The 20,406-nt window shown below is 59.5% G+C and carries 21 protein-coding genes and 1 tRNA gene; 12 read left to right on the forward strand and 10 right to left on the reverse strand.

From position 1 onward, the window contains the following. Positions 1 to 237 precede the first annotated feature (237 nt). Entirely contained in the window at positions 238 to 1,833 is a 1,596-nt protein-coding gene (locus EO133_RS06495) for an L-aspartate oxidase (RefSeq protein ID WP_127071856.1), read from the forward strand. Positions 1,834 to 1,945: 112 nt separating this feature from the next. Next, the gene (locus tag EO133_RS06500; RefSeq protein WP_127071857.1) at positions 1,946 to 2,983 is read left to right on the forward strand and encodes a sulfate/molybdate ABC transporter ATP-binding protein; all 1,038 of its coding nucleotides are present in this window, start codon (positions 1,946 to 1,948) and stop codon (positions 2,981 to 2,983) included. Between the two features lie 67 nt (positions 2,984 to 3,050). Here EO133_RS06500 and EO133_RS06505 read toward each other — a convergent pair whose 3' ends face one another. Next, positions 3,051 to 4,019 carry a helix-turn-helix transcriptional regulator gene (locus EO133_RS06505; protein ID WP_127071858.1) on the reverse strand — a complete coding sequence of 323 codons (969 nt, stop codon included), beginning with the start codon at positions 4,017 to 4,019 and terminating at the stop codon, positions 3,051 to 3,053. A 152-nt stretch (positions 4,020 to 4,171) separates the two neighbouring features. Here EO133_RS06505 and EO133_RS06510 point away from each other — a divergent pair, with 152 nt between their 5' ends. Then, positions 4,172 to 4,657, forward strand: a complete 486-nt coding sequence (locus tag EO133_RS06510) for a RidA family protein (RefSeq protein ID WP_127071859.1) — start codon at positions 4,172 to 4,174, stop codon at positions 4,655 to 4,657. Between the two features lie 206 nt (positions 4,658 to 4,863). Here the strand turns inward: EO133_RS06510 and EO133_RS06515 are convergent, their stop codons facing one another. After that, positions 4,864 to 5,898 (reverse strand): aldo/keto reductase, encoded by a 1,035-nt coding sequence (locus tag EO133_RS06515; protein ID WP_127071860.1) that lies wholly within the window; start codon positions 5,896 to 5,898, stop codon positions 4,864 to 4,866. 259 nt (positions 5,899 to 6,157) lie between these two features. On the opposite strand from EO133_RS06515, the gene EO133_RS06520 reads away from it, so the two are divergent. Beyond that, positions 6,158 to 6,234, forward strand: a tRNA-Met gene (locus EO133_RS06520). Here the strand turns inward: EO133_RS06520 and EO133_RS20510 are convergent. Then, positions 6,191 to 7,000 (reverse strand): recombinase zinc ribbon domain-containing protein, encoded by an 810-nt coding sequence (locus tag EO133_RS20510; protein ID WP_127071945.1) that lies wholly within the window; start codon positions 6,998 to 7,000, stop codon positions 6,191 to 6,193. The two genes, EO133_RS06520 and EO133_RS20510, sit on opposite strands and share 44 nt — an antisense overlap. A gap of 160 nt (positions 7,001 to 7,160) precedes the next feature. On the opposite strand from EO133_RS20510, the gene EO133_RS06530 reads away from it, so the two are divergent. The 3 genes from EO133_RS06530 to EO133_RS06540 are packed head-to-tail and all read left to right on the forward strand — an operon-like array spanning position 7,161 to position 8,639. Further along, positions 7,161 to 7,796 carry a TetR/AcrR family transcriptional regulator gene (locus EO133_RS06530; RefSeq protein ID WP_127071861.1) on the forward strand — a complete coding sequence of 212 codons (636 nt, stop codon included), beginning with the start codon at positions 7,161 to 7,163 and terminating at the stop codon, positions 7,794 to 7,796. Further along, positions 7,793 to 8,338 (forward strand): GFA family protein, encoded by a 546-nt coding sequence (locus EO133_RS06535; protein WP_164734912.1) that lies wholly within the window; start codon positions 7,793 to 7,795, stop codon positions 8,336 to 8,338. Before EO133_RS06530 ends, EO133_RS06535 begins: the two co-directional genes overlap by 4 nt. After that, on the forward strand, positions 8,325 to 8,639 hold the full coding sequence (locus EO133_RS06540) for a DUF6958 family protein (protein WP_127071862.1): 315 nt from the start codon (positions 8,325 to 8,327) through the stop codon (positions 8,637 to 8,639). Before EO133_RS06535 ends, EO133_RS06540 begins: the two co-directional genes overlap by 14 nt. Positions 8,640 to 9,399: 760 nt before the next feature. On the opposite strand, the gene EO133_RS06550 is transcribed toward EO133_RS06540, so the two are convergent. Beyond that, a complete protein-coding gene (locus EO133_RS06550; protein WP_127071864.1) occupies positions 9,400 to 10,305 on the reverse strand; it encodes a LysR substrate-binding domain-containing protein in 906 nt (301 codons plus the stop codon). 104 nt (positions 10,306 to 10,409) lie between these two features. Between EO133_RS06550 and EO133_RS06555 the strand changes: the two genes are divergently transcribed. Together EO133_RS06555 and EO133_RS06560 are read left to right on the forward strand one after the other, a co-directional pair. Further along, complete coding sequence (locus EO133_RS06555) at positions 10,410 to 11,285, forward strand: NAD(P)-dependent oxidoreductase (RefSeq protein WP_127071865.1); 876 nt, start codon at positions 10,410 to 10,412, stop codon at positions 11,283 to 11,285. Then, positions 11,282 to 12,268 (forward strand): alcohol dehydrogenase catalytic domain-containing protein, encoded by a 987-nt coding sequence (locus tag EO133_RS06560; protein WP_127071866.1) that lies wholly within the window; start codon positions 11,282 to 11,284, stop codon positions 12,266 to 12,268. The genes EO133_RS06555 and EO133_RS06560 overlap by 4 nt, the downstream gene beginning before the upstream one ends. A gap of 70 nt (positions 12,269 to 12,338) precedes the next feature. On the opposite strand, the gene EO133_RS06565 is transcribed toward EO133_RS06560, so the two are convergent. Together EO133_RS06565 and EO133_RS06570 are read right to left on the reverse strand one after the other, a co-directional pair. Beyond that, entirely contained in the window at positions 12,339 to 12,620 is a 282-nt protein-coding gene (locus EO133_RS06565) for a hypothetical protein (RefSeq protein WP_127071867.1), read from the reverse strand. A 6-nt stretch (positions 12,621 to 12,626) separates the two neighbouring features. Beyond that, the gene (locus EO133_RS06570; RefSeq protein ID WP_127071868.1) at positions 12,627 to 14,063 is read right to left on the reverse strand and encodes an MFS transporter; all 1,437 of its coding nucleotides are present in this window, start codon (positions 14,061 to 14,063) and stop codon (positions 12,627 to 12,629) included. A 104-nt stretch (positions 14,064 to 14,167) separates the two neighbouring features. On the opposite strand from EO133_RS06570, the gene EO133_RS06575 reads away from it, so the two are divergent. Then, positions 14,168 to 14,764, forward strand: a complete 597-nt coding sequence (locus EO133_RS06575) for a TetR/AcrR family transcriptional regulator (protein ID WP_127071869.1) — start codon at positions 14,168 to 14,170, stop codon at positions 14,762 to 14,764. A 262-nt stretch (positions 14,765 to 15,026) separates the two neighbouring features. Here EO133_RS06575 and EO133_RS06580 read toward each other — a convergent pair whose 3' ends face one another. Continuing rightward, positions 15,027 to 15,506: an Lrp/AsnC family transcriptional regulator gene (locus EO133_RS06580; protein WP_127071870.1), complete on the reverse strand. Its 480-nt coding sequence runs from the start codon at positions 15,504 to 15,506 to the stop codon at positions 15,027 to 15,029. Positions 15,507 to 15,611: 105 nt separating this feature from the next. Here EO133_RS06580 and EO133_RS06585 point away from each other — a divergent pair, with 105 nt between their 5' ends. Beyond that, positions 15,612 to 16,526: an EamA family transporter gene (locus tag EO133_RS06585; protein WP_127071871.1), complete on the forward strand. Its 915-nt coding sequence runs from the start codon at positions 15,612 to 15,614 to the stop codon at positions 16,524 to 16,526. Positions 16,527 to 16,664: 138 nt separating this feature from the next. Here the strand turns inward: EO133_RS06585 and EO133_RS06590 are convergent, their stop codons facing one another. Then, positions 16,665 to 17,579 carry a LysR family transcriptional regulator gene (locus EO133_RS06590; RefSeq protein WP_127071947.1) on the reverse strand — a complete coding sequence of 305 codons (915 nt, stop codon included), beginning with the start codon at positions 17,577 to 17,579 and terminating at the stop codon, positions 16,665 to 16,667. Positions 17,580 to 17,659: 80 nt separating this feature from the next. Here EO133_RS06590 and EO133_RS06595 point away from each other — a divergent pair, with 80 nt between their 5' ends. Further along, on the forward strand, positions 17,660 to 18,550 hold the full coding sequence (locus EO133_RS06595) for an NmrA family NAD(P)-binding protein (RefSeq protein WP_127071872.1): 891 nt from the start codon (positions 17,660 to 17,662) through the stop codon (positions 18,548 to 18,550). A gap of 237 nt (positions 18,551 to 18,787) precedes the next feature. Here the strand turns inward: EO133_RS06595 and EO133_RS06600 are convergent, their stop codons facing one another. Both EO133_RS06600 and EO133_RS06605 read right to left on the reverse strand, forming a co-directional pair. Further along, complete coding sequence (locus EO133_RS06600) at positions 18,788 to 19,762, reverse strand: DMT family transporter (RefSeq protein WP_127071873.1); 975 nt, start codon at positions 19,760 to 19,762, stop codon at positions 18,788 to 18,790. 98 nt (positions 19,763 to 19,860) lie between these two features. Then, complete coding sequence (locus EO133_RS06605) at positions 19,861 to 20,388, reverse strand: MarR family winged helix-turn-helix transcriptional regulator (protein ID WP_127071874.1); 528 nt, start codon at positions 20,386 to 20,388, stop codon at positions 19,861 to 19,863. Positions 20,389 to 20,406: the final 18 nt, after the last annotated feature.

Consider the following 20,406-nt stretch of genomic DNA (forward strand, 5'->3'; position numbering starts at 1 on the left):
AGCCGGAGGGCCAGTGAAATCCATAGGGCGGCTTTAGCCCGTCATGGATTTCACGGTACGGCCCGTGAGGCAGAACGATAAGCGAAGCGGTGCGGCCCGTGAGGCAAAACAAAAAAGCGCTACGCGCCGTGAGACAAAACGAGGCTGCGGCACGCAATACAAAACAACCACCGCTATTGATCCCGAACCCGAACCCGCCGATAAAACGGCAACCTTTTGCGGAGGAGCCCGACCGAAGTGGAAATATTTGACAACACCCTGAATGCCGAAGGCGTCGTCATTGTCGGGGCTGGTCTGGCCGGACTGTTCTGCGCCCTGAAACTGAGCCCGCGGCCCGTAACGGTACTGTCCCCCACCCCACTTGGCTCGGGCGCATCCTCGAGTTGGGCGCAAGGCGGAGTTGCGGCGGCGGTCGGCAAGGGCGATAGCGCCCGTGCCCATGCGCGCGACACGCAAATGGCCGGTGCGGGTATTGTCGATCACGGCATTTCCGAATCCGTTACCGCCGAAGCTGCGACCCGGATCGAGGACCTTGCGCAACTCGGCACCCCCTTCGATCGCGACGATTTCGGCAATTATGTGCTCTCGCGTGAAGCGGCCCATTCCATGAACCGGGTTGTGCGGGTGTCCGGCGACCGTGCCGGGCAAGCCATCATGCAGGCGATCATTTCCCAGGTCCGGCAAACGCCCTCGATCCGCATTGTCGAAGGCATTACTGCCGTTGATCTTGCACGCGCAGATGGACGCGTGGTTGGCGTTTTCTGCCGCAAGCTCGGCGATCGCTATGTCGAACCGGTCTTTATCCGCGCCCGCGCCACGGTTCTGGCGGCTGGCGGATTGGGCGGGCTCTATGCCACCACAACCAACCCGCCATCGGTACGTGGACACGCCATGGGTATGGCCGCGCGCGCCGGAGCGGTGATCGCCGATGCTGAATTTGTGCAATTTCACCCAACCGCAATCCTGACGGATCGAGACCCTGCCCCGCTGGCAACCGAAGCCTTGCGCGGAGAAGGCGCCATTCTCGTCAATGATCAGGGTGAGCGCTATATGGCACAAATTCATCCTGATGCCGAACTGGCGCCGCGCGACATCGTGGCCCGCGCCAATTTCCGGCAGATCAAATCGGGCCGGAAAATCTATCTCGATACCCGCAAGGCTTTAGGAAGCCGCATTCTTAAAGCCTATCCGACCGTCGCCCAATATTGCTTTGAAGCAGGGATCGATCCGGCTACCGATCTTATCCCCGTCACCCCTGCTGCCCATTATCATATGGGCGGTGTGAAAGTGGATGGTGATGGCAGATCGTCGCTCCCCGGTCTCTGGGTGTGCGGCGAAGCCTCATGTACGGGGCTGCATGGCGCCAACCGACTGGCGTCGAACTCTCTTCTGGAGGCAATCGTCTATGGCGCACGCATTGCCGAGGATATCTCGGGACTGGAGCCTGCCCGCACAACGCTCCACCCTTTCGAGGGCATCTCTTGGGATGCGGAAAAAGGGGCTCAGGCCGAGGCGCTTCTGCGCAACCTGCCTGCTGTCCGCAATTTACGCGCCATCATGACCGAGCATGTGGGCGTGGAACGCGATGCAGCAGGCTTGCGTAAGGCCCTGCGCGGCCTTGATGAGCTCGAACACACCGCTCAAGGTGTAACCCGCGCCTATCTCAACATGGTGACGTCCGCAACGCTGGTCGCGGCTTCGGCCTTACTGCGCACTGAAAGCCGGGGCGGACATTTTCGCACCGACTTCCCCGAGACCGATGCCACCTGGGAACGGCACACCGAGATCACGCTGCCCCAAGCGCTCGCCATCCGTGCGGAAGCCGCAGGTTAGTCGGAGCGCTTGCCATTCCCGGAAGCCTTGCGATGCGTGTCGATTATGAGTAACGAGGGGCCGACTAGCTCAACCGAAGGGCATCGGCTAGCAGCACGAGGAGCTGATCTGTATGGAAGTTCGCGTAAAAAACGTGCGCAAGGAATTTGACCGCTACCCGGCGCTACACGATCTATCGCTCGATATTCGTTCGGGTGAATTGATTGCGCTGCTTGGCCCCTCCGGCTCGGGCAAGACCACATTGCTTCGCCTTATTGCAGGGCTCGATTTCCCGACCGAGGGCGCAATCTATTTCGGCGATGAGGATGCCTCGCTCAAATCCGTTCAGGAGCGCAATATCGGTTTCGTGTTCCAGCACTACGCGCTGTTCAAGCACATGAGCGTACTCGACAATATCGGTTTCGGTCTCAAGGTGCGTCCACGCTCGACGCGTCCGCCCAAGGCAGAAATCCGCAGCCGCGCACTAGAACTGCTCGATCTGGTGCAGCTCAAGGGTTTGGAAAACCGCTTTCCCAGCCAGCTTTCGGGCGGTCAGCGCCAGCGTGTCGCCCTGGCGCGTGCCCTGGCCATCGAACCCACGGTCTTGTTGCTGGACGAACCCTTCGGCGCGCTCGATGCGCAGGTCCGCAAGGGATTGCGCCGCTGGCTGCGCGAGATTCATGAAAAGACCGGGCATACCACCATTTTTGTGACCCATGACCAGCAAGAAGCGCTGGAACTTGCCGATCGGGTCGTGGTCATGAGCCAGGGCAAGATCGAGCAGGTCGGCGGTCCCGACGAGGTTTACGATCACCCCAATTCTGCGACTGTGTTCTCCTTTATCGGCGAATCTGCCCGACTCCCGGTCACAATCGACAAGGGACAAGTTTATCTGGCCGGCCGTACGCTTGGACTTGATAGCAAGGGCGTTGCCGGCAGAAGCGGAACTTTGTTCTTCCGTCCCCACGACGTCCAAATCGTTGAAAACGACGAAGCGTCAATCGTGGGCACCGTGGTAGGAACCCGGCGAACCGAAGGCACACGTCAGGTGGAACTGGAAGTCGATGGCACGCGCGATCGCGTGGAAATCGAAATTCCGGCGGATCATCCGGCCACCCAAAAGACGCGCATTGCCTTCCGGCCAAAAAAATGGAGCGTTTTTGAAAACTAGAGCCAGTTCACGTTATGCAAGTAGTGGTTGGCTGACCGCGACAAGCCCCCTTGCGCCGGGCGTATCCTTATTGGCTCTCGCTGTCATAGGTCTCGACCAGCAAGGCAACGATCTTGGCCATTTCCGCGCGCAGTTCGGGCGGCCCGACGACCTCGGCTTCCGCGCCAAAGCGTAATATTTCCATAGCTGCATGGGTGGCTGACCCGACCGAAAGCGTAACCCGCTGCCAGCCCCGCGCGTCGGTTTCGCTGGAAACCACCGCGCCTGACCGAACGGACGGCGGAAGAAATTCGTCCATGACCTCGATAGCCCAGGGTGAAAGAAAAAGCTCAGCCTGGTTGGGATGAAGCGCGGTTTCGTAGCGCCGTGTACTCTCCGCCCAATAGGCCTCGAGATCGAAGGCCTCCGGATATCCGAAGCGATCTTCGAGTATGTCGAGTTCGAGAATGCGGGCAATGCGATATGTTCGCGTGTTGCCATCGGCTCGAGCGACCAGATACCAGACACCGCCCTTCAAGACGATGCCGAGCGGCTCGACCCGTCGTTCCGTCTCTGCCGCCCGGCTCTGATACCGCATCCGTATTGCACGCCCGTTCCATACCGCATCGGCAACGTGCGGAAGGTTAGCTAGGGTTTCCCCTTCCGAAAACCAGCCCGGTGCATCGAGGTGGAAGCGCGCCCGCATGGCGCCGGACCGCAATGTTTCGGGCAATGCGGCGAGCAGTTTCTTGCGCGCGCTGGCCGCAACAGAGCCCAATCCCATATCCGCCGCCTGTCGCGTGAGCCCAGCCAAAAACAAGGCTTCAGCCTCTGTGGAGGACAGGCCATTGAGTCGGACCCGATAACCGTCCAGCAACCGGTAGCCGCCACTGCTGCCCCGCTCGCTATAAATCGGGATCCCCGCCGCGCTCAGCGCGTCAACATCGCGATAGATTGTGCGCAACGACACTTCACACTCATCGGCGAGGGCCTGAGCGGTGACATGTCCCTTGGCCTGGAGGGTCGTCAGAATGGAGAGAAGACGGCTTGCACGCATCAAAAAAGCATAATCGAACCTGACACAAATTGACAGGTATCAAGACGTACTGTTTCAGCGCCGACCCAAGCGAACTTCCCGCCGGCGGTCGCTCCGGCTTGTCGAGAAGCCGGAAACCTGAACCAAGACACAACCTGCGAGCTCAACAAACCATGTCACGAGCCATCAACCATTTACTTATTGGGGTGCTGATCACCATGACCACAGGACTTAACCCGGCAACGGCCGGGGAGAACGACCGCAAACTGACCATCGTCAATCCAGCCAATCTCTACGATCCAACGCCGAACGGGTATAGCACGGCCGTGATCACCCCCGCCAACGCGCGGATAGCCTATATCTCCGGACAGGGCGGACAGGATGCCACCGGGAGCCTGTCACCAGACTTCGCCGATCAGGTCAGGCAGGCCTATGCCAATCTGGGCTCCGCGCTCGAAGGGATCGGTGCAAGACCCGATCAGGTGGCTAAGCTGACCGTCTTTGTCGTCGATCACGACATGTCCAAGCTGGAGGTGCTGACCGCCAGCGTCATTGAAATGTTTGGCGAGAACCTGCCGGCTCAAACGCTGGTTCCCGTTCCAAAGCTCGCCATTGATCCGATGCTCTTTGAGGTCGAAGCCATGGTGGTGCTCGACTGACAGGAACATTAGACCCGCTGCGAACCAGGATCGCCCAAGAGGGCAGCAATGCCGGGACAGCGGATGGCGTGCGTTCTCGTCGCCATCCGTATCCCAGCAGGGTTCACCGCTTCACTTGTGTCCATGATGCAGCCCGATTGAGCAATGGCAAATCCCCGGATACCCCGCAAGTCCTCGCGGCTCTCGAGAAGCGGTGTCTGCCGTGCTCAGACAGGCTTGGGGAACTGCCTGTGGATGGCTTCGATACCATCGAGCACGGCATCGGACAGCTTAATATCATAGGCACCAATATCGGCCTTGAGCTGTTCCATTGAGGTCGCGCCGATAATGACCGAGCCCATGAAGGGCTTGCTAAGGCAATAGGCAATTGCCATCTGGCATGGATCGAGGTTGTGGGACTTTGCCAGTTCCACATAGGCGCGGGTCGCTGCATCGGAATACGGGTTCTGCCGCCACATCTCGCCGATATCGCCACGCGATCCTTTGGGGCAGGCCCCATCGAGATATTTTCCGCTCAAGAGCCCCGCAGCAAGCGGGGAATAGGCAAGCAAGGAGACATCTTCAAAAAAGCTCACCTCCGCCAGATCGTGATCGTATTGGCGGCGCAGGAGGTTGTATTCGTTCTGTATGGAAGCGACACGCGGCAGGCCATGCTGTTCTGCGAGCCGGATAAATTCGAGAGTCCCCCAGCTTGTATCATTCGACAGACCGATTGCACGAATCTTGCCGGCTTTGACCTGCCGGTCGAGCGCATAAAGAATATCCGCGATATTTTCCCGCACCGCATCGCGATCCTGCCCGTAAGGATCGAACGTCCAGCCGTTGGAAAAATTGTAGTGCTCGCGATTGGGCCAATGAATCTGGTAAAGGTCGACATAATCGGTCTGCAGGCGCTTGAGACTTTCATTAAGGGCCAGTTCAACCGATTCGCCGTCGGCCGGTGCTCCGTTGCGAAGCCAGGGCCTGCCAGGTCCGGCAATCTTTGTTGCCAGCACCCAGTCCTCGCGACGGCCATTTGCAGCAAACCAATTCCCGATGATCGTTTCGGTTGCGCCCTGAGTTTCGGCGCGGGGTGGGACGGCGTACATTTCGGCAGTGTCGATGAAATTGATACCCCGATCGAGCGCATAATTCATCTGGGCGTGGCCTTCGGCCTGGGTATTCTGCTCGCCCCAGGTCATGGAACCGAGGCAAATGCGGCTCACGGAGATGCCGGTGCGGCCAAGTTCGCTCATTTGCATTGTGATGCCCTCATCGGAAATGATTTGCGCGCCGGAAACGGCGAAAAGAAGTGGCTCTGCATAACCCGGGATCGGCCATGGCGCAAATGCCGCGCGTTTAAAAATAACGGAAAGAGGCCGTAAAGTTCGAAACTATTTTCACAGGTGTCAAAAAAATGTCGTGCTTTGGTCGTGCGAGGGGTTTCCAAATCGAAATTGCCCCCCTATATAAGCGGCGTCCAAGCGGTTCATTCAGCCGCTGCACGATGGCACACATTGGCGCGGGGTGGAGCAGCCCGGTAGCTCGTCAGGCTCATAACCTGAAGGTCGCAGGTTCAAATCCTGCCCCCGCAACCAACGATACTTGCGATACCTCCGTAGGCCCAGCCGCGGAGGTTTTTGCATTTCTACGGCCACCCTTCCGCGAAGCACCCGACTGTGCCAGCAGGTTGTCCAGTGCCTCGACTTCCGCAAGGAAGTCGGGGTTGTTCTTTCCGGCTGCAAACCGCAGGATCGCATCCATGATCTTGTCGAGTTCTCGGTCGACGCGCTGGAGTTCATGCTTCCATCCCTCAAGGTCGGCGCCACGCTCGATGCGCAGCCGGTTCACCTCTTTGGTCAACTCGTCGCAGAACTCCCTGAACGACGCGGGCTCCATCAAGTGCTTGCGCAGCCCGTTCAGGATCGACGCTTCCAGCGCATCGCGCCGGATGTTGAGGCGGTTGTCGCAGGTGCCCTTGTTGCGCGCCGTCGCACAGCCGAGCAGGTCCTTCGAGATCATCGAATAGCCGCCCCCGCGGCAACCGCATTTGACCAGACCTGCGAAGAGGTGATTCGGGCGCCGCCGGTCATTCATGGGGTTCGGCCTGGTCTCGACCACATCATAGGCGAGCCGCTTCTGGCGTGCCTTGACCGCATCCCAGACGTCTTGGTCTATGAGGCGCAGTTCAGGCACGTCGTGGATCACCCATTCGCTTTCCGGGTTCACTCCAATCCCGGGGCACTTCTCAACGACAATCAACATATCACCGATCTCGCGCGCGATTTGGCCAGCGTCGGCGAGAGGGAAGAGGCGTTCCCGCAGCCCCACGCACGGGGAGACGAGTTCTGGCACGGCCGCCATCGTCGGATTCGCCCGGCAATGGCATCAGGGTACGGACGCGGGATTTCCGGTGAGGGTCGGTTTGGGCCCATCTTGTACTTTTGCTGCGACCTGACGAAGGGTCGCTTTGCGTCGAAATACGGGCTTGAATTACATACCAACCGTATAGTATGTATTTTTCATGCCGAGACCGTCCAAACTCTCCCCAGAACGCGGCGATGCCCGCACCCGCCTTCTTGAGGCAGCGCGCGATATCATCCGTGCAAAGGGATTTGCTGCCACCACCGTTGACGATCTGTGCAAGCAGGCCGAGGTCACAAAAGGCGCGTTCTTTCATCATTTTGGCTCGAAAGAAGCCCTCGGTGTCGGAGCGGCCGAATTCTGGACGGAGACGACCTCGGCGTTTTTCGAGGCGGCGCCCTACCACCTGCCCGACGATCCGCTGGACCGTGTGTTGGCGTACGTAGCCTTCCGCAAGGCGATCATCGTTGGCAAACTCGCCGAATTCACCTGCCTGGTCGGAACCATGGCGCAGGAGGTCTATGTCACCTCGCCCGATATTTGCGAAGCATGTGGCAAAAGCATATTCGGGCATGCCGCAACGCTGGAGGCGGATATCGAGGCGGCCATGCGGGCTCGCGGCATTCGCGGCGACTGGACGCCGGAGAGCCTTGCCCGTCATACGCAGGCCGTCATCCAAGGAGGCTTCGTATTGGCCAAGGCCGGCAACGACCCCGATCTTGCCCGCGAAAGTCTCGATCACCTGGATCGGTACATCCGCGGCCTGTTCAATTTGCCCGAGAGGTTTGATGCATGAGCAACGTGATACGCATACAATGCCGCTGCGGCGAGGTCGAGATGGAGGTCGAGAACCCGCCCATCATGAGCACCGAGTGCCTGTGCAACTCGTGCCGGACCGCCGCGGGTGCGATGGAAGCGCTGCCGGGCGCGCCGCGGCTGCGGGAGGCGACGGGCGGCACGCGGACGGAGATGTACCGCAAGGACCGCGTCCGATGCCTAAAGGGCGCCGCCAACCTGCGGGAATTTCGCCTGACGGAGACGACCAAGACCCGCCGGGTGGTGGCGGTTTGCTGCAACACGCCAATGTTCCTCGACTTCACCGATGGTCACTGGGTCGATCTTTATGGTCCGCTCTGGCCCGAAGGCACCCTGCCGCCGCTGCAAATGCGGACGATGACAGGCGATCTCGACGATCCGTCGGCGCTGCCGAACGATGTGCCCAATCTCAAGGGGCATTCGGCCGGGTTCTTCGTCCGCCTGATCGGCGCATGGGCCGCTATGGGGTTTCGCCGACCGAAGATCGACTATGTCCGGGGGGTGCTCGATGTCCGCTACTAACGACAAGATTGAAATCGAGAACGTCAACACGCCGGGAAAAACCGAACGTGTTGACCGCGCGAAGTACGAAGCCATGCGGGTGGCGCTTCTGTCCGTCCTGCCGGACGAAGAGCCAGGTTCGACCGTCGCGGAGGCCAAATCCGCCTTGTTATCCCAATTGCCTGAAGCGCTGTATCCGGAAGGCAAGACCGCCGGGTGGTGGCTGAAAGCGGTTCAGCTCGATCTGGAAGCAAAAGGTATCATAGCACGCGCCCCGACCAAGCCGGTCCGCTTGTACCGGATCGCGCATAGCGCAATCTGATCGCCTCTTGTGTCCCGGCTAACCGACTGCTTGGAAAAATCACCAAGCGATAGCAGGCATTCGTGCAAGCCAGATGAAGGTCGAGTTTGTCCCGCATAGCTGCAAAACTGCCGGAAGGGCGGCATTTGGAGTACTGCAGCGCCAAAAGGCGGCTTGGCGCCCAAATTGCGCAACGCATGAACACCGGCTTTGGTGTCAGTTTCAGCTCATTGGCCAGACTTCGACAACACCATGTGCAACGGCGCAAGGAGGAAAGGATCCGCATCGTGCTTGAGGGCCTGCGAGGCGAGGAGTCGATCGCCGCGCTGTGTCGATGCGAAGGGCCTGCGCGTTTACTTCCAGCAGCGCCATCTGCTTGCTCACCAACAGGGCATCGTTGACGGCGACTACATGAGCCGCGGCGGCGACACGAGCTAAGCGGTTGATCATCACGGATAGCGCGGTCCTGGGGTTCGCCGATCTTGTGGAACAGCTCGGCACCGCACGCCTAGCCCGTTGCATTCTCTGAATAGAACCAGGCTGTAGCCATACGACTCTGCCTTGTGCCGAACACCACCATGTCACCGGTACTGTCGATGGCCGGTCGTCGGCCGGCGCACTGGAAAGATGAAGCTACGATCCATCAAGCCCGAGGAGGCATCCGTTGCCACGTTGGTGGCAATATGCATGGACGAAGGCAACGCTGATACGCTCAAAAAGCCGGGCACGACATGAATTTTGCCGAAGAGTTATTTTCGCGTTTGTTGACGAGGACCCACGATCAGCCAAAAAGCTGCGAGGGCAAGCGACGGGCCAAGAAGTCGACGACCACACGGATCGAGGGGAGCTGTCCGCGTCGGTGGGGCGTGAGGATTGTCGTCGTGGCACCTTGAGCGTGCCAATCTGGTAAAATACGTCGCAGCCTGCCTTCCGAGATCGCCTGAGCGCATAGCCCGCTCGGCAAACAAGCGATGCCAAGCCCAGCGATAGCCGCCTGCATTAATGTCAAGGGTTCATCGGAAACGAACCGGCGCCGCGGTTTCACCTCCGTGATTGCTCCATCGCGATTGTAGAGCGACCAAATCAGTGCCCTATCGGAAGCTCCGCCTAGTAGCCCATCACAACCTTCGAGATCTTCTGGATATCTGTGAGGAGAGCGTGCTTGCAAATACGTGGGTGCAGCGACCAATTGGTTCTGCGCTGTGCCAACCCGGCGCTGCACGAGGTCCGAATCAGACAATGGCCGGTAGTGGGCTCGTATCGCGATGTCGAAACCTTCTTGGGCCAGATCAACAAAGCGGTCCGTGGCATGCAATAAGATCTCAATCTTCGGGTAGAGAAGCGCTACCTCCGGCAGCACTTCCGTAAGGGCCATCTGGGCGACCGTCGCCGACGTGGTGATCCGCACTGACCCGCTAGGCTCCGCCAAGCGCTCTTTCAACATCTGCTCGGCGGCCTCAGCCTCGATCAGCACCGCTGCAGCGTGACGGTACAGATCCTGGCCGATTTCGGTGATCGTAAATCTGCGCGAATTTCGTTGAAAGAGACGAATACCTAGGGTCTCTTCAAAGTCTGCGATGCGTTTCGCTAGCGTCGATTTCGGTATGCCGAGTGAGCGGGACGCACCCGCGAACCCCTGATGGTCCGCGACTTGGACGAAGAGATAGAGGTCGTTCAGATTCAGCATTGGCATATTGTCCAAAAAATGGGACGCTGGGTCCAAAGATTGCCGTATTATCGGCGATCGTGCAACTGGGTATACATTCTTCGAGGCTAACATCGGAGAATGGTATGAAGCACGTTGTTGCAATAATCGGCACGGGTCGGATGGGCTCAGCCCTTGCCACGGCACTTTTGAACGGCGGACATCAGGTCCGCGTCTGGAACCGCAGCCCATCCAAATATGCAGATCTTGTTCGGCTTGGCGCTCAACCATCGGCAACAGTCGCCGAGGCAGTTGCGGATGCCGACGTGGTGATCGTTAACGTCAGCGACTATGCCGCTAGCAGCCAGGTCCTCGATGTTGCGGAGGTCAGAACTGCACTTGCAAGCAAGCTGCTGGTTCAACTGACGTCTGGTTCGCCTCGGCAGGCCCGAGATAGCGCGGCATGGGCTACTGAGCATGGGATACGCTATCTCGATGGCGCGATCATGGGTACGCCCAACTACATCGGTAAGCCCGAAGGAACCATTCTGTACGCCGGCCCGGAAAAGGAATTCAACGACTATCACAACATCTTCCTTGCCCTTGGCGGTAATGCTCGGCACGTCGGAACTGATGTTGGTCATGCTTCAGCACTCGATTGCGCTCTGCTCGGATCGATTGTCGTCGACGTTGAAGGGATTCCACCTGACCTTTTCACGACCTTTTTCGCGGCGTTCAAGCCCGTGGTTGACGATGCTGTGATCGACGTCGCGACCCGGGTGCGCGATGGCCGGCTTAAAGGCGATGAAGCCACGCTCGCCTCGCTCGACGCCCATTACAGCGCATTTAAGCAATTGCTTGAGCTTACCCGAGAGCGCGGCCTTGATCCGACGCTGCCCGATGCCTTCGATCAGTTGTTCCGGCGGGCGATGCATGCAGGGCTGGCACAGGCTGACTTTGCTGCTCTCAGTGCCTTTCTGCGCCGGCCCATCGAGGCGCATCGCGTCGGAGAACTGGCATGAGGGCTGCGATCGCATCGGGAGCAAAACAGCCTTGGCAGGTTCACACCCTCGCCGATCCCGAACCGGGCTTCAACCAGGTGCTTGTCCGCGTGCGTGCGAGCGGCATCTGTCACAACGATCTACGTCAATCGAGCGGCGAATTCGGCGGTCACTTTCCCAAGACTTTGGGCCATGAGCCAGCCGGTGAAATCGTGGCCGTCGGCCCAGGGGTACATCACCGAAAGGTTGGTGATCGTGTGGGCGTGATGCTGTGGCAGGGCGCGTGTGGCCGTTGTGAATGGTGCCAGCGAGGCAAGCCGATCTTTTGCGCTGAGAGTGTTGGGACAAGTATGCATATGCCAGGCAGTCATGCGGAACTGATGATCGCCTTGGCCGACGCGACGGTGCTGCTGCCTGATGGGCTATCATACGAACAGGCGGCTCCGATTTTCTGTGCAGGGTACACTGCCTATTCCGGATTAAGGTCTGCTGAGCCACGCCCCGGGGATATCATCGCCGTCGTGGGCATTGGTGGACTAGGACATCTGGCAATTCAGTACGCTAAGGCTGCAGGATTCCGCACGATTGCACTCTGCCGCAATCCGGACAAGGACTCACTGATCCGGAAGCTTGGCGCGGACGAAATCGTGCGCGATGGCAATGGCCTTGCAGCCGCCGGCGGCGCAGACATTGTCCTGGGCACCAGTGTGTCGACAGAAGCTCAAATTGAAGCAATGCAGGGTCTGCGCCCCGAAGGTCGTCTCGTGGTTATGGGGTTTGAACGTAAACCCCTTCCACTTCCCGTCGGCGCTATGATCGCGAGGCGTCTGCGAGTGATTGGCAGCCAGCACAATGAAAGGGAGCATCTTTATGAAGCACTCGCCCTTTCGGCGCAGGGCAAGGTCACTGCGTTCACCGAAACGTATCGATTGGACGATATCGACACCGCACGGGAGCGACTTGAGCAGGGAAAGGTCCGCTTTCGTGCAGTTGTTGTGATGTAGTTGCACCACCCCTAGCCACTTTAGGGGCGTTGATTGTCACTTATAAATGACCCAGCGGCAGTCAGAATTGTCACCAGGAAATGCCCCAAGTCCAGCCTTGCACCTGGTGGATTTCGCTGGGGGTGGTGACGTACCAGGACGAGATGTAGCTGAGCAGCGCGGTGGTCATCCGCGCTGTCCGGTAGGGTTTGGTTGTCGGCACCAACTCCTGACTGGAAGGAACACCGATGACCGACAACATGATGAATCTGCGCACTCTGATGGAGAAGGCCGTTGACGCTATTCTCTTTGGCGAGATGATCGGTTTTGCCGTCGAAGATATGACGGAAATGGAGGAGGCACGGCCATCCATCCTCACTCACTCGGCAGCAAGCTTGGCTTTGACCGGCAGGGCGAAAGCCGCAACAAGGCTGACAAGGATGCCGACGGCGGCCAGCAGAAAGGCAAATTGTGTGCCCTGCGCCACGGCGTCACGCAGGGCATCGCCCTCCAGCCCACCCACGTGCCGATTGGCGATGGCGATCAAGACAGCGAGGCCGATGGCGTTGCCGACGCTCAGTGTCGTGGATGCCATGCCCGAGGCGACGCCCTGCTCGTCGTGATGCACGCCAGAAGACGCGGCGATGAACATGCCTGTCCAGACAATGCCCTGACCGATGCCAGAAACGACCATGCCGGGGACAATGGCGAGATAGATACTATCCGCATTCGCCCCGGGAACCAGCAATGCTGTGCCTACTGCTCCTACCGCCATGCCCACGATTAGCGTCGTGCGGGTCGAGAGCCGCGTGGCCAATCGCGCACCGATTTGCGTGCCGGTCAGAATAGCGATGGAGGGGACTAGGAAGGCAAAGCCTGTTTGCAGGGCCGAGAGACCTTGCACGGTTTGGAACAGCACGGTCAGGAAGTAAGGTAACGCACCGAAAGTGCCCATGAAGAGGAAAGTGATCGTCATGCCGACGACGAGGCTGCGATTGCGGAACAGCCGCAGCGGCATCAACGGATCGGCGCTGCGGGCCTCGATGACCACGAAAGCGGTAAGAAAGACCACCGACAAAATAAGTGACCAAACCACGCTGATTGCCCCCCAGCCAATTTCCGGCCCTTCGACCAGAGCGAAGACCAGCAGTGTTGCACCGCCCGTCACAGTCAGCGCGCCTGGAAAATCGAAGCTTCGGTGCTGATGGCGCTTCGGATCGCGTGGGATAAGGAAAAAGGCGGCGATGATAGCAACGCCGGCCAGCAGCACGTTGACGTAAAAGACGGCGGGCCAGCCCCAGGTGGCGGTCAGGAAGCCGCCTGCCAGCGCGCCGATGCTCAAACCGCTCGCGCCCGCGCCACCCCACACGGCCAGCGCCCGGTTGCGCTCCGGTCCTTCTGCGAACAGGCGGTTGATGAGCGAGAGCGTTGCCGGAAACAGGAAGGCGGCTCCTATGCCCTGCACGGCGCGCGCCGCGACGATTACCGTGGGCGATGTGGCAAGTCCCCCGGCGAGCGAGGACAGTGCGTAGAGCGATAGTGCGAAGACGAACATGCGGCGCTGGCCGATCAGGTCGGCCGCCCTGCCACCGAATAGGAGGAAGCCGCCGCAAAAGACCATATAGGCGCTGACCACCCATTGCAGGGTATGGCCCGAGAAGCCAAGTTCCGCGCCGATCTCCGGCAAGGCCACAAAGACGATGTTGATGTCCAGCGAATAGATGAGCTGGGCGAAGGCGAGCAACGCGAGAGCAGCTCCCCTTCGGGCGCCGATATCTAATGTCGGCGCTGTGCCGGCGTGTTCCGATGCAGTCATGTCGAACTCCAAGATGACGATTCTTTGTCGATCACTAAAGAATTAGATCTTGCATCGCGCTGTCAAGCGAATTATTTGTGGTTCACTCAAGAATGGAGGTGGCGATGGCGGGGCGCCCAAGAGAGTTTGATCGGGACACTGCACTGGCCAAGGCACGCGATGCCTTCTGGTCGCGTGGCTACGAGGGCGTTTCGATGGCCGACCTGGTGGAGAAGCTAGGGATTGCCTCGGCGCGCATCTATGCCGCGTTCGGATCGAAGGCGGCACTATTCCGTGAAGCTGTCGCGCTCTATGACGCCGAGGAAGGCAGTTTCGCTGCTCGGGCATTGGCGGAAGAACCGAAAGCCACGCAGGCAATCGAGCGGAGTCTGCGTGAAGCGATCGAAAACTGCACGCGAAAAGGACGGCCGCAAGGCTGTATGGTGGTGTCGGCGGCAACCAACTGCGCTGCGGAGAACGATGGTGTGCGGGAGTTTCTGGCCGACCATCGCCGTCGGCGCACGGCGCTGTTGCGCGAACGTCTGGAGCGTGCCGTTGCCGAGGGTGAATTACAACCCGAAGCAGATACTCAGGCTCTTGCCGAGCACTATGCCACGATCTTGCTCGGTATCGCGGTACAGGCGCGCGATGGTGTGTCGCGCCAGCGGCTGATGGCGACGATCCCCGCGGCGATGTTGGCGATCCGCGCCGCCGCGATCTGACTGATTGGCGGACCCAGGTTTTAGAGCAAGTCCGGAAAAGTGGGAACCGGTTTTCCGAAAAAACTTGCGACACAACAAAAGGTTAGATTGTGTCAGTGATTCAATGAAGCGCTGACACGATCTAGAATCGCGGTTGGCTAACTTCAGCCATTGGGCAAAGGTTTCCTTCGGGTAGACAGGGACTTTACGGGCAAGAGTCTGAAGGTCGCGGATGCCGACAATGCTGACATGCAACGCATTTCCGCTTCAACGCGACTGATAGTCATTTCCGGTCAGGGCCGGGTAGTGGCGGCAATCTCTTTTCGACCGGGGAGGACTGAATGATCGATGTATTGGTCATCGCATAAGGCACAATCAGGTCTATCACGCGTTCCATATCCGCGATGGAAGCCAGATGGGCTCGTGCGAGAAAACAGTCCTCGCCTGTCACGCGGTCGCATTGCGTGATTTCTGGAATGCCTTGAATGATCTCGGCCACGCGCTGCATTTCGCCGGGAACCGGACGGACCCGGAGCCAGACAGCGATGGGAAGCCCGATGGCTCTGGGCGAGATTACCGCGCTGTAGCCGGTGATGATCCCCGCCTCTTCCAGCCGCCTGACGCGCTCAGCGACGCTAGGTGAAGACATTTTCACCTTCCGGGCCAGTTCCGCGGTAGTGGTGCGGCCGTTCTCGATCAGCGTTGTCAGAATCACCGCGTCGATCTCGTCCAGACCGGCACTTTCATAGCCAAGGCGTTTCATGCCAAATTGCCTTATTTTACGAGGTAATTAGTCACATAATCCTTATCACATCTATATAAGATGAGAATTCTACCCTTCATACTGTAGATATGAAAGGGATATGTGATGTCATCCGAAATTGCCACACCCACCGGTCTCAACCGCGCAGCACAAGCTGTGCCGCCCCATGCGTGGTTCGGCGTCAGCGCGATATTTCACTATCTAGGCCCGGCCTTTGCCATTCTACTGTTCCCAGTGGTGGGTGTCCTTGGTGTGGCCTGGTTCCGCATCGCGACGGCCGCCCTGATCTTCGCGCCCATCACAAAGCCCTGGCGTACCATTCGGGAGGCAGACGCCAAGACGCGCTGGCTACTGATTGGTTTGGGCATCTGTCTGGCGGTGATGAACACGTCCTTCTATCTCGCCCTCGACAAGCTCCCAATGAGCCTGGTCGCGGCGATGGAGTTCGTCGGAACGATCGGCGTCGCCCTCTTTGGGCTTAGAACCAAACGAAATGCCTTGGCGCTTGTTCTCGCCGTCATAGGCGTGTTCATGCTGATCGACGTGAAATGGGCGTCTGACCCGCTCGGTCTGTTTTGGGCGGCCCTGAATGCCGCTTTATTCGTCGGATACATCATCCTCGGACACAAGGCGTCCGAAGGGGGCGCAAGTGGTGGGGTCGAGCGTCTCGGCGCGGCGATGGCGATCGCCTTCGTGATCCTCATGCCCATCGGTTTCCTGGAGGCGGCCCGGGCCTTCGGAATGCCGTTTGTCGTCTTGGCTGGGATAGGCGTGGGCATTTGCTCGTCGGTGATCCCCTATGTCTGCGACCAACTCGCCATGTCGCGACTGCCACGAGCGTCATTTGCCTTGCTACTGGCGATCCTGCCTGCGACGGCGACGATCATCGCCGCCATCGTCCTGGCGCAGATCCCAACCTTGCAAGACCTTTTTGGCATCGCCCTCGTCATGATAGGGATCGCGCTGCACAGACCGCCACCAATTTCTAAACAGGTAATCAAGCAAGAACGCGTTGCCTGACCTCACTAGCGCGCCGTTCGCTAACTGCGCCAAATGCCGTGGTTGGGCTCAGGTGCTCGTTCACCCAATGTCAGGTGTCCGAAAGCGGGATTTGTTGTCGCGACTATCCCCACGGCGACATGGATCCGGATGGGACTACTACGGCTCATTATTGGTTAGGGCAGCCACAATCGTTTTGCGCAGCCAGACATGTCTTGGGGCATCCTGGTGGCGTGCATGCCAGGCGAGGCTCATGACCACGCTGCCGAGGTCGAGCGGCGGGTGCGCGGTCACGAAGCGCCGCATGTCTGCGGCCGTACGAGCCAGGCTGGAGGGCAGCGTCATGACCAGGTCAGACCGCGCGGCGATTTCGACTGCCGCAAAGAAGCTTGGGACCCGAACCTTTACCCGGCGTTGCCTGCCCGAGCGAGCGAGGACTTCATCGACCCACGCTCGGCCGGTCCCTGTGATGCTGACGACGACATGATCCAACTCCAGGAACCGTTCCAGCGTGAGCTTCCTGCCCGCAGCTGGATGCTCGGCGCGCATCAGGGTCACGAATTGATCCTCGTAGAGCTTGCGTTTCCGGATTCCCGCAGGCGCGTCCTCCACCACGCCGATGAGAGCATCCACAGCATCGGCTTCAAGCAAGTCCAGGGGCCGCGGCCCTGGTGGCACCACTTCGAGATCCATGGCCGGAGCTTGAGCGGCGAGACTGCCAATCAGCTGTGGTGCGAGAACGGCCGCCTCAAGATCCAGCATCGAAAGGCGGACGGGGCCGCTCGCGTGCATCGGATCGAATGTGCTGCCAGCGAGAAGCGCACTCACGCCTACCAAGGTGTGGCGCAGTAAAGGGCGCATCTCCTCTGCGCGGGCAGTGAGGACGTAACCGCCTGGCCCGTCCACCAGAAGCGTATCGGAAAAAAGTAGCCTCAGGCGCGCAAGCGCTCGGCTGGCTGCGGGTTGGCTCATGCCGAGCCGTATTGCGGCGCGCGTTACGCTCCGCTCGTCCAGCAGCACACTGAGTACAACCAGAAGGTTGAGGTCGGCGCCTCTTAAATGCGTTTCATGCATACGAACTATACTAGACATGCATTCGACGCATGACAAGCTATGTCCTAAACTCTTCAGGACCACAAACAAGGAGAACCGACATGTATGTAGTTCTTGGAGCAAACGGGCGAGCCGGCAGCGAGACCGCCCACGCCTTGATCGAATTGGGCAAGCCTGTCCGCGTCGTGCTGCGGCGACCGGAGCGGGCCGAGAAGTGGACGACGCTAGGGGCTGAGGTCGCGATCGGCAGCATTGACGATGCGTCAAGCCTGGCCGCAGCATTGGGAGGTGCAACTGCCGCATTCCTGCTCTCTCCCGCGCCTGCAAGCGGCGATCCCTATCGACGCGCAGACGAGATCGGTAGGGCGCTTGCCGAAGCGGTGCGACAGGCGAGCTTGCCAAAGGTCGTCGCCCTGTCCTCCATCGGTGCCCAGCACGAAACGGGCACAGGCATCGTCGCAACGCTCAACCTCCTCGAGAAGCATCTCGATGGCGCAGCGCCGTCGACCACCTACCTGCGGCCGGGCTATTTCGTCGAGACCTGGGGCGAGGTAGCGTCGGCGGCGATCACCGACGGCGTGCTTCCGAGCTTTCTCGAGCCCGCGCAGAAGATCCCGATGGTGAGCACGATCGATGTCGGGCGCGCCGCTGCCCGGCTGCTCATTGACGACTTCAGCGGCAAGCGGATCGTCGAACTGCGGGGGGCGCAGGACTGGAGCGCGAACGACGTTGCAGCCGCATTCAGCAGGGTGCTCGGTCGCCCTGTGGAAACGGCATTCGTTCGGCCTGAAGCTCGCGCTGCGATCCTGGCGCAAGAAGGTGTCCCTGGGCAAGTCGCCGATGCGCTGCTCGGGATGTATGAAGGCATTGCCAGCGGCAGAGTCGCGCATGAAGAGTGTCACGAAAAGCGTCGCGGCTCCGTTGCCTTGTCCGACGCGGTCCAAAGGATCGTACGCAGATTGGAAGAGGATGCGGGGGGGCTGGCTGCCTGAGGCTGCGCTGCCTCATCCTCAAAGGAATGTGGCCATACCACTCGGTCTTGGTGCTGCCGGATCGAGTGGTATTATCGGATGGTGGATCGTGACGGTATCGCTGAGCTGGACGTTGCAGTGGGTGGTCGCGTCAGTGCTCCGCTCCTTTCTCACAAACATGCACCGCCATTGCAGGCGATGCCTTCTGCGAGGATCGGGCCATGCCACAAAGGTTTCTGGCGCAACATGGCTGCATTATTATCCGCCTACGTGCTGTTTGTCCCGATCCGGAGCGCTTGGTCTGCCGCGACTGAACCACCGCGTCTGAAAGAGGAACAGCCCGAGAATAATAAACACCATCGCTATGCCGGAGTTGTTCGGCAGCGGCTCTCCCAAGAAAAGAAGTGCTGCGGGGATGCCGAAGGCGGCGGCAACAGATCCTATCTGACTAAGATAAACTGGGCCTGCGAGACGCTGAAGTCGAAACAGCAACAGGTACTGGGCCGCGAAGGTTATCACTGCGATTAGCTGGATAGCTAAGCGGCCGCTATCTGTGAAAGCAAGTAAGGCGAGAGGGCCATCGATCCAAAAGGCGAAGGGCAACGTCAGACCACCGCCAGAAATCAGCATCAGGGCAGCCAGGACACGTGAATCCACGCCTACAGGCCAGAACCGGGTCCGGAATACATTGCCGACAGCAAGGATGAGCGGAATTGCACTGGCTGCCAGGATATGCCCACCCATGCCCGGCGGCGTGCTCATACCCTTACTGAACGCTAAAATTGCTCCTCCCACCAGTGCGAAAAGAAGACCGAGTCCACGCAAGAGGTCATACCGTTCGAGCCTGAGCATCAGCGAAAGCCCCCAGGTGATCATTGGGGGGAATGCGATCGCGAGGGATATGTAGGCGGCGCCCACCACATGAATGGTCAGATAGCCGGCCGCACTGCCCAGTGCCATCAGGCCGCCGGCGATTGCACTGTAGATCCACACCTTGCCGCGCAGCGCGGCGCCTTGGTCGCTCCGCCGCAAAACAAAAAGCAAAATCGTACCCGATCCGACCATGGCAAATGCGAGATAAGTCAGCATCGGCATATTCAGACCAAATGCCACCTTTGACAGAAGGACCGAGACCGCCAGAAACGCACCGACCGATAACAGAAGCAGCAGAGGCATCTGACTGTTGCACTGCGGGACGGCGGGAGAAGCTGGCATGCGATTATCAGTTGGCATTTGATACGTCCTTCAAGTCAAAGGCTGCAGTGCCCCTCGGAATTGTGGTTCCTGGAGATGTTGCTGTTCAGTGGCTGTTGATGGCAGAGCGGGGTTGTTTAGCCGTCTGGCTCTTTTGCCTGCGACGCGTCCGGTATGGCTCTGTTCAGCTTTCGCAGCAGAGCCGCCAGTTGGGCGCGCTCGCCGGGCAAGAGTGACGCCAGCCACCGAGCTTCGAGTTGCATATCTTCCTCAAAAGCGGCGCGGGCGCGGGCATTGCCGATATCGGTAAGCTCCACGATGGTGCTGCGCCGGTCATCCGGCGAGGGCACACGACGAATAAAGCCGGCCGCTTCAAGCCGCTTTAGTCGGTGGGTGAGCCCGCCGGATGAGACCATGAGTGAAGTATAGATCGCCGTCGGGGTCATTCTATATGGCGGGCCACCGCGCTGCAGGGTCGCAAGAACATCGAACTCACCGCGCTCTAGGCCATGGCGCGCAAAAATCGCTTCCATATGTGGTTCTATCCGCGTGGCAATACGATAGATGCGCCCGAAAATTGCCATGCCTTCGGTGTCCACGCCCGGCGACTCGACGTCTCGTTGGGCCCGAAACACATCAACCTCATCGCGTTCATAATGGCTCATCGCCGGCCCCATTTATCT

Origin of the sequence: Pelagibacterium lentulum, assembly GCF_003992625.1 — a bacterium.
Lineage (GTDB): Bacteria > Pseudomonadota > Alphaproteobacteria > Rhizobiales > Devosiaceae > Pelagibacterium > Pelagibacterium lentulum.

Excerpts from the sequence above, each read along its gene's own strand:
- EO133_RS06510 (WP_127071859.1), top strand. The coding sequence starts at position 4,172 with ATGTCACGAGCCATCAACCATTTACTTATTGGGGTGCTGATCACCATG.
- EO133_RS06560 (WP_127071866.1), top strand. The coding sequence starts at position 11,282 with ATGAGGGCTGCGATCGCATCGGGAGCAAAACAGCCTTGGCAGGTTCAC.
- EO133_RS06580 (WP_127071870.1), bottom strand. The coding sequence starts at position 15,506 with ATGAAACGCCTTGGCTATGAAAGTGCCGGTCTGGACGAGATCGACGCG.
- EO133_RS06565 (WP_127071867.1), bottom strand. The coding sequence starts at position 12,620 with ATGGATGGCCGTGCCTCCTCCATTTCCGTCATATCTTCGACGGCAAAA.
- EO133_RS06505 (WP_127071858.1), bottom strand. The coding sequence starts at position 4,019 with ATGCGTGCAAGCCGTCTTCTCTCCATTCTGACGACCCTCCAGGCCAAG.
- EO133_RS20510 (WP_127071945.1), bottom strand. The coding sequence starts at position 7,000 with ATGGCGGCCGTGCCAGAACTCGTCTCCCCGTGCGTGGGGCTGCGGGAA.
- EO133_RS06500 (WP_127071857.1), top strand. The coding sequence starts at position 1,946 with ATGGAAGTTCGCGTAAAAAACGTGCGCAAGGAATTTGACCGCTACCCG.
- EO133_RS06530 (WP_127071861.1), top strand. The coding sequence starts at position 7,161 with ATGCCGAGACCGTCCAAACTCTCCCCAGAACGCGGCGATGCCCGCACC.
- EO133_RS06590 (WP_127071947.1), bottom strand. The coding sequence starts at position 17,579 with ATGCATGAAACGCATTTAAGAGGCGCCGACCTCAACCTTCTGGTTGTA.
- EO133_RS06595 (WP_127071872.1), top strand. The coding sequence starts at position 17,660 with ATGTATGTAGTTCTTGGAGCAAACGGGCGAGCCGGCAGCGAGACCGCC.
- EO133_RS06550 (WP_127071864.1), bottom strand. The coding sequence starts at position 10,305 with ATGCTGAATCTGAACGACCTCTATCTCTTCGTCCAAGTCGCGGACCAT.
- EO133_RS06570 (WP_127071868.1), bottom strand. The coding sequence starts at position 14,063 with ATGACTGCATCGGAACACGCCGGCACAGCGCCGACATTAGATATCGGC.
- EO133_RS06555 (WP_127071865.1), top strand. The coding sequence starts at position 10,410 with ATGAAGCACGTTGTTGCAATAATCGGCACGGGTCGGATGGGCTCAGCC.
- EO133_RS06540 (WP_127071862.1), top strand. The coding sequence starts at position 8,325 with ATGTCCGCTACTAACGACAAGATTGAAATCGAGAACGTCAACACGCCG.
- EO133_RS06575 (WP_127071869.1), top strand. The coding sequence starts at position 14,168 with ATGGCGGGGCGCCCAAGAGAGTTTGATCGGGACACTGCACTGGCCAAG.
- EO133_RS06535 (WP_164734912.1), top strand. The coding sequence starts at position 7,793 with ATGAGCAACGTGATACGCATACAATGCCGCTGCGGCGAGGTCGAGATG.
- EO133_RS06600 (WP_127071873.1), bottom strand. The coding sequence starts at position 19,762 with ATGCCAACTGATAATCGCATGCCAGCTTCTCCCGCCGTCCCGCAGTGC.
- EO133_RS06605 (WP_127071874.1), bottom strand. The coding sequence starts at position 20,388 with ATGAGCCATTATGAACGCGATGAGGTTGATGTGTTTCGGGCCCAACGA.
- EO133_RS06585 (WP_127071871.1), top strand. The coding sequence starts at position 15,612 with ATGTCATCCGAAATTGCCACACCCACCGGTCTCAACCGCGCAGCACAA.
- EO133_RS06515 (WP_127071860.1), bottom strand. The coding sequence starts at position 5,898 with ATGCAAATGAGCGAACTTGGCCGCACCGGCATCTCCGTGAGCCGCATT.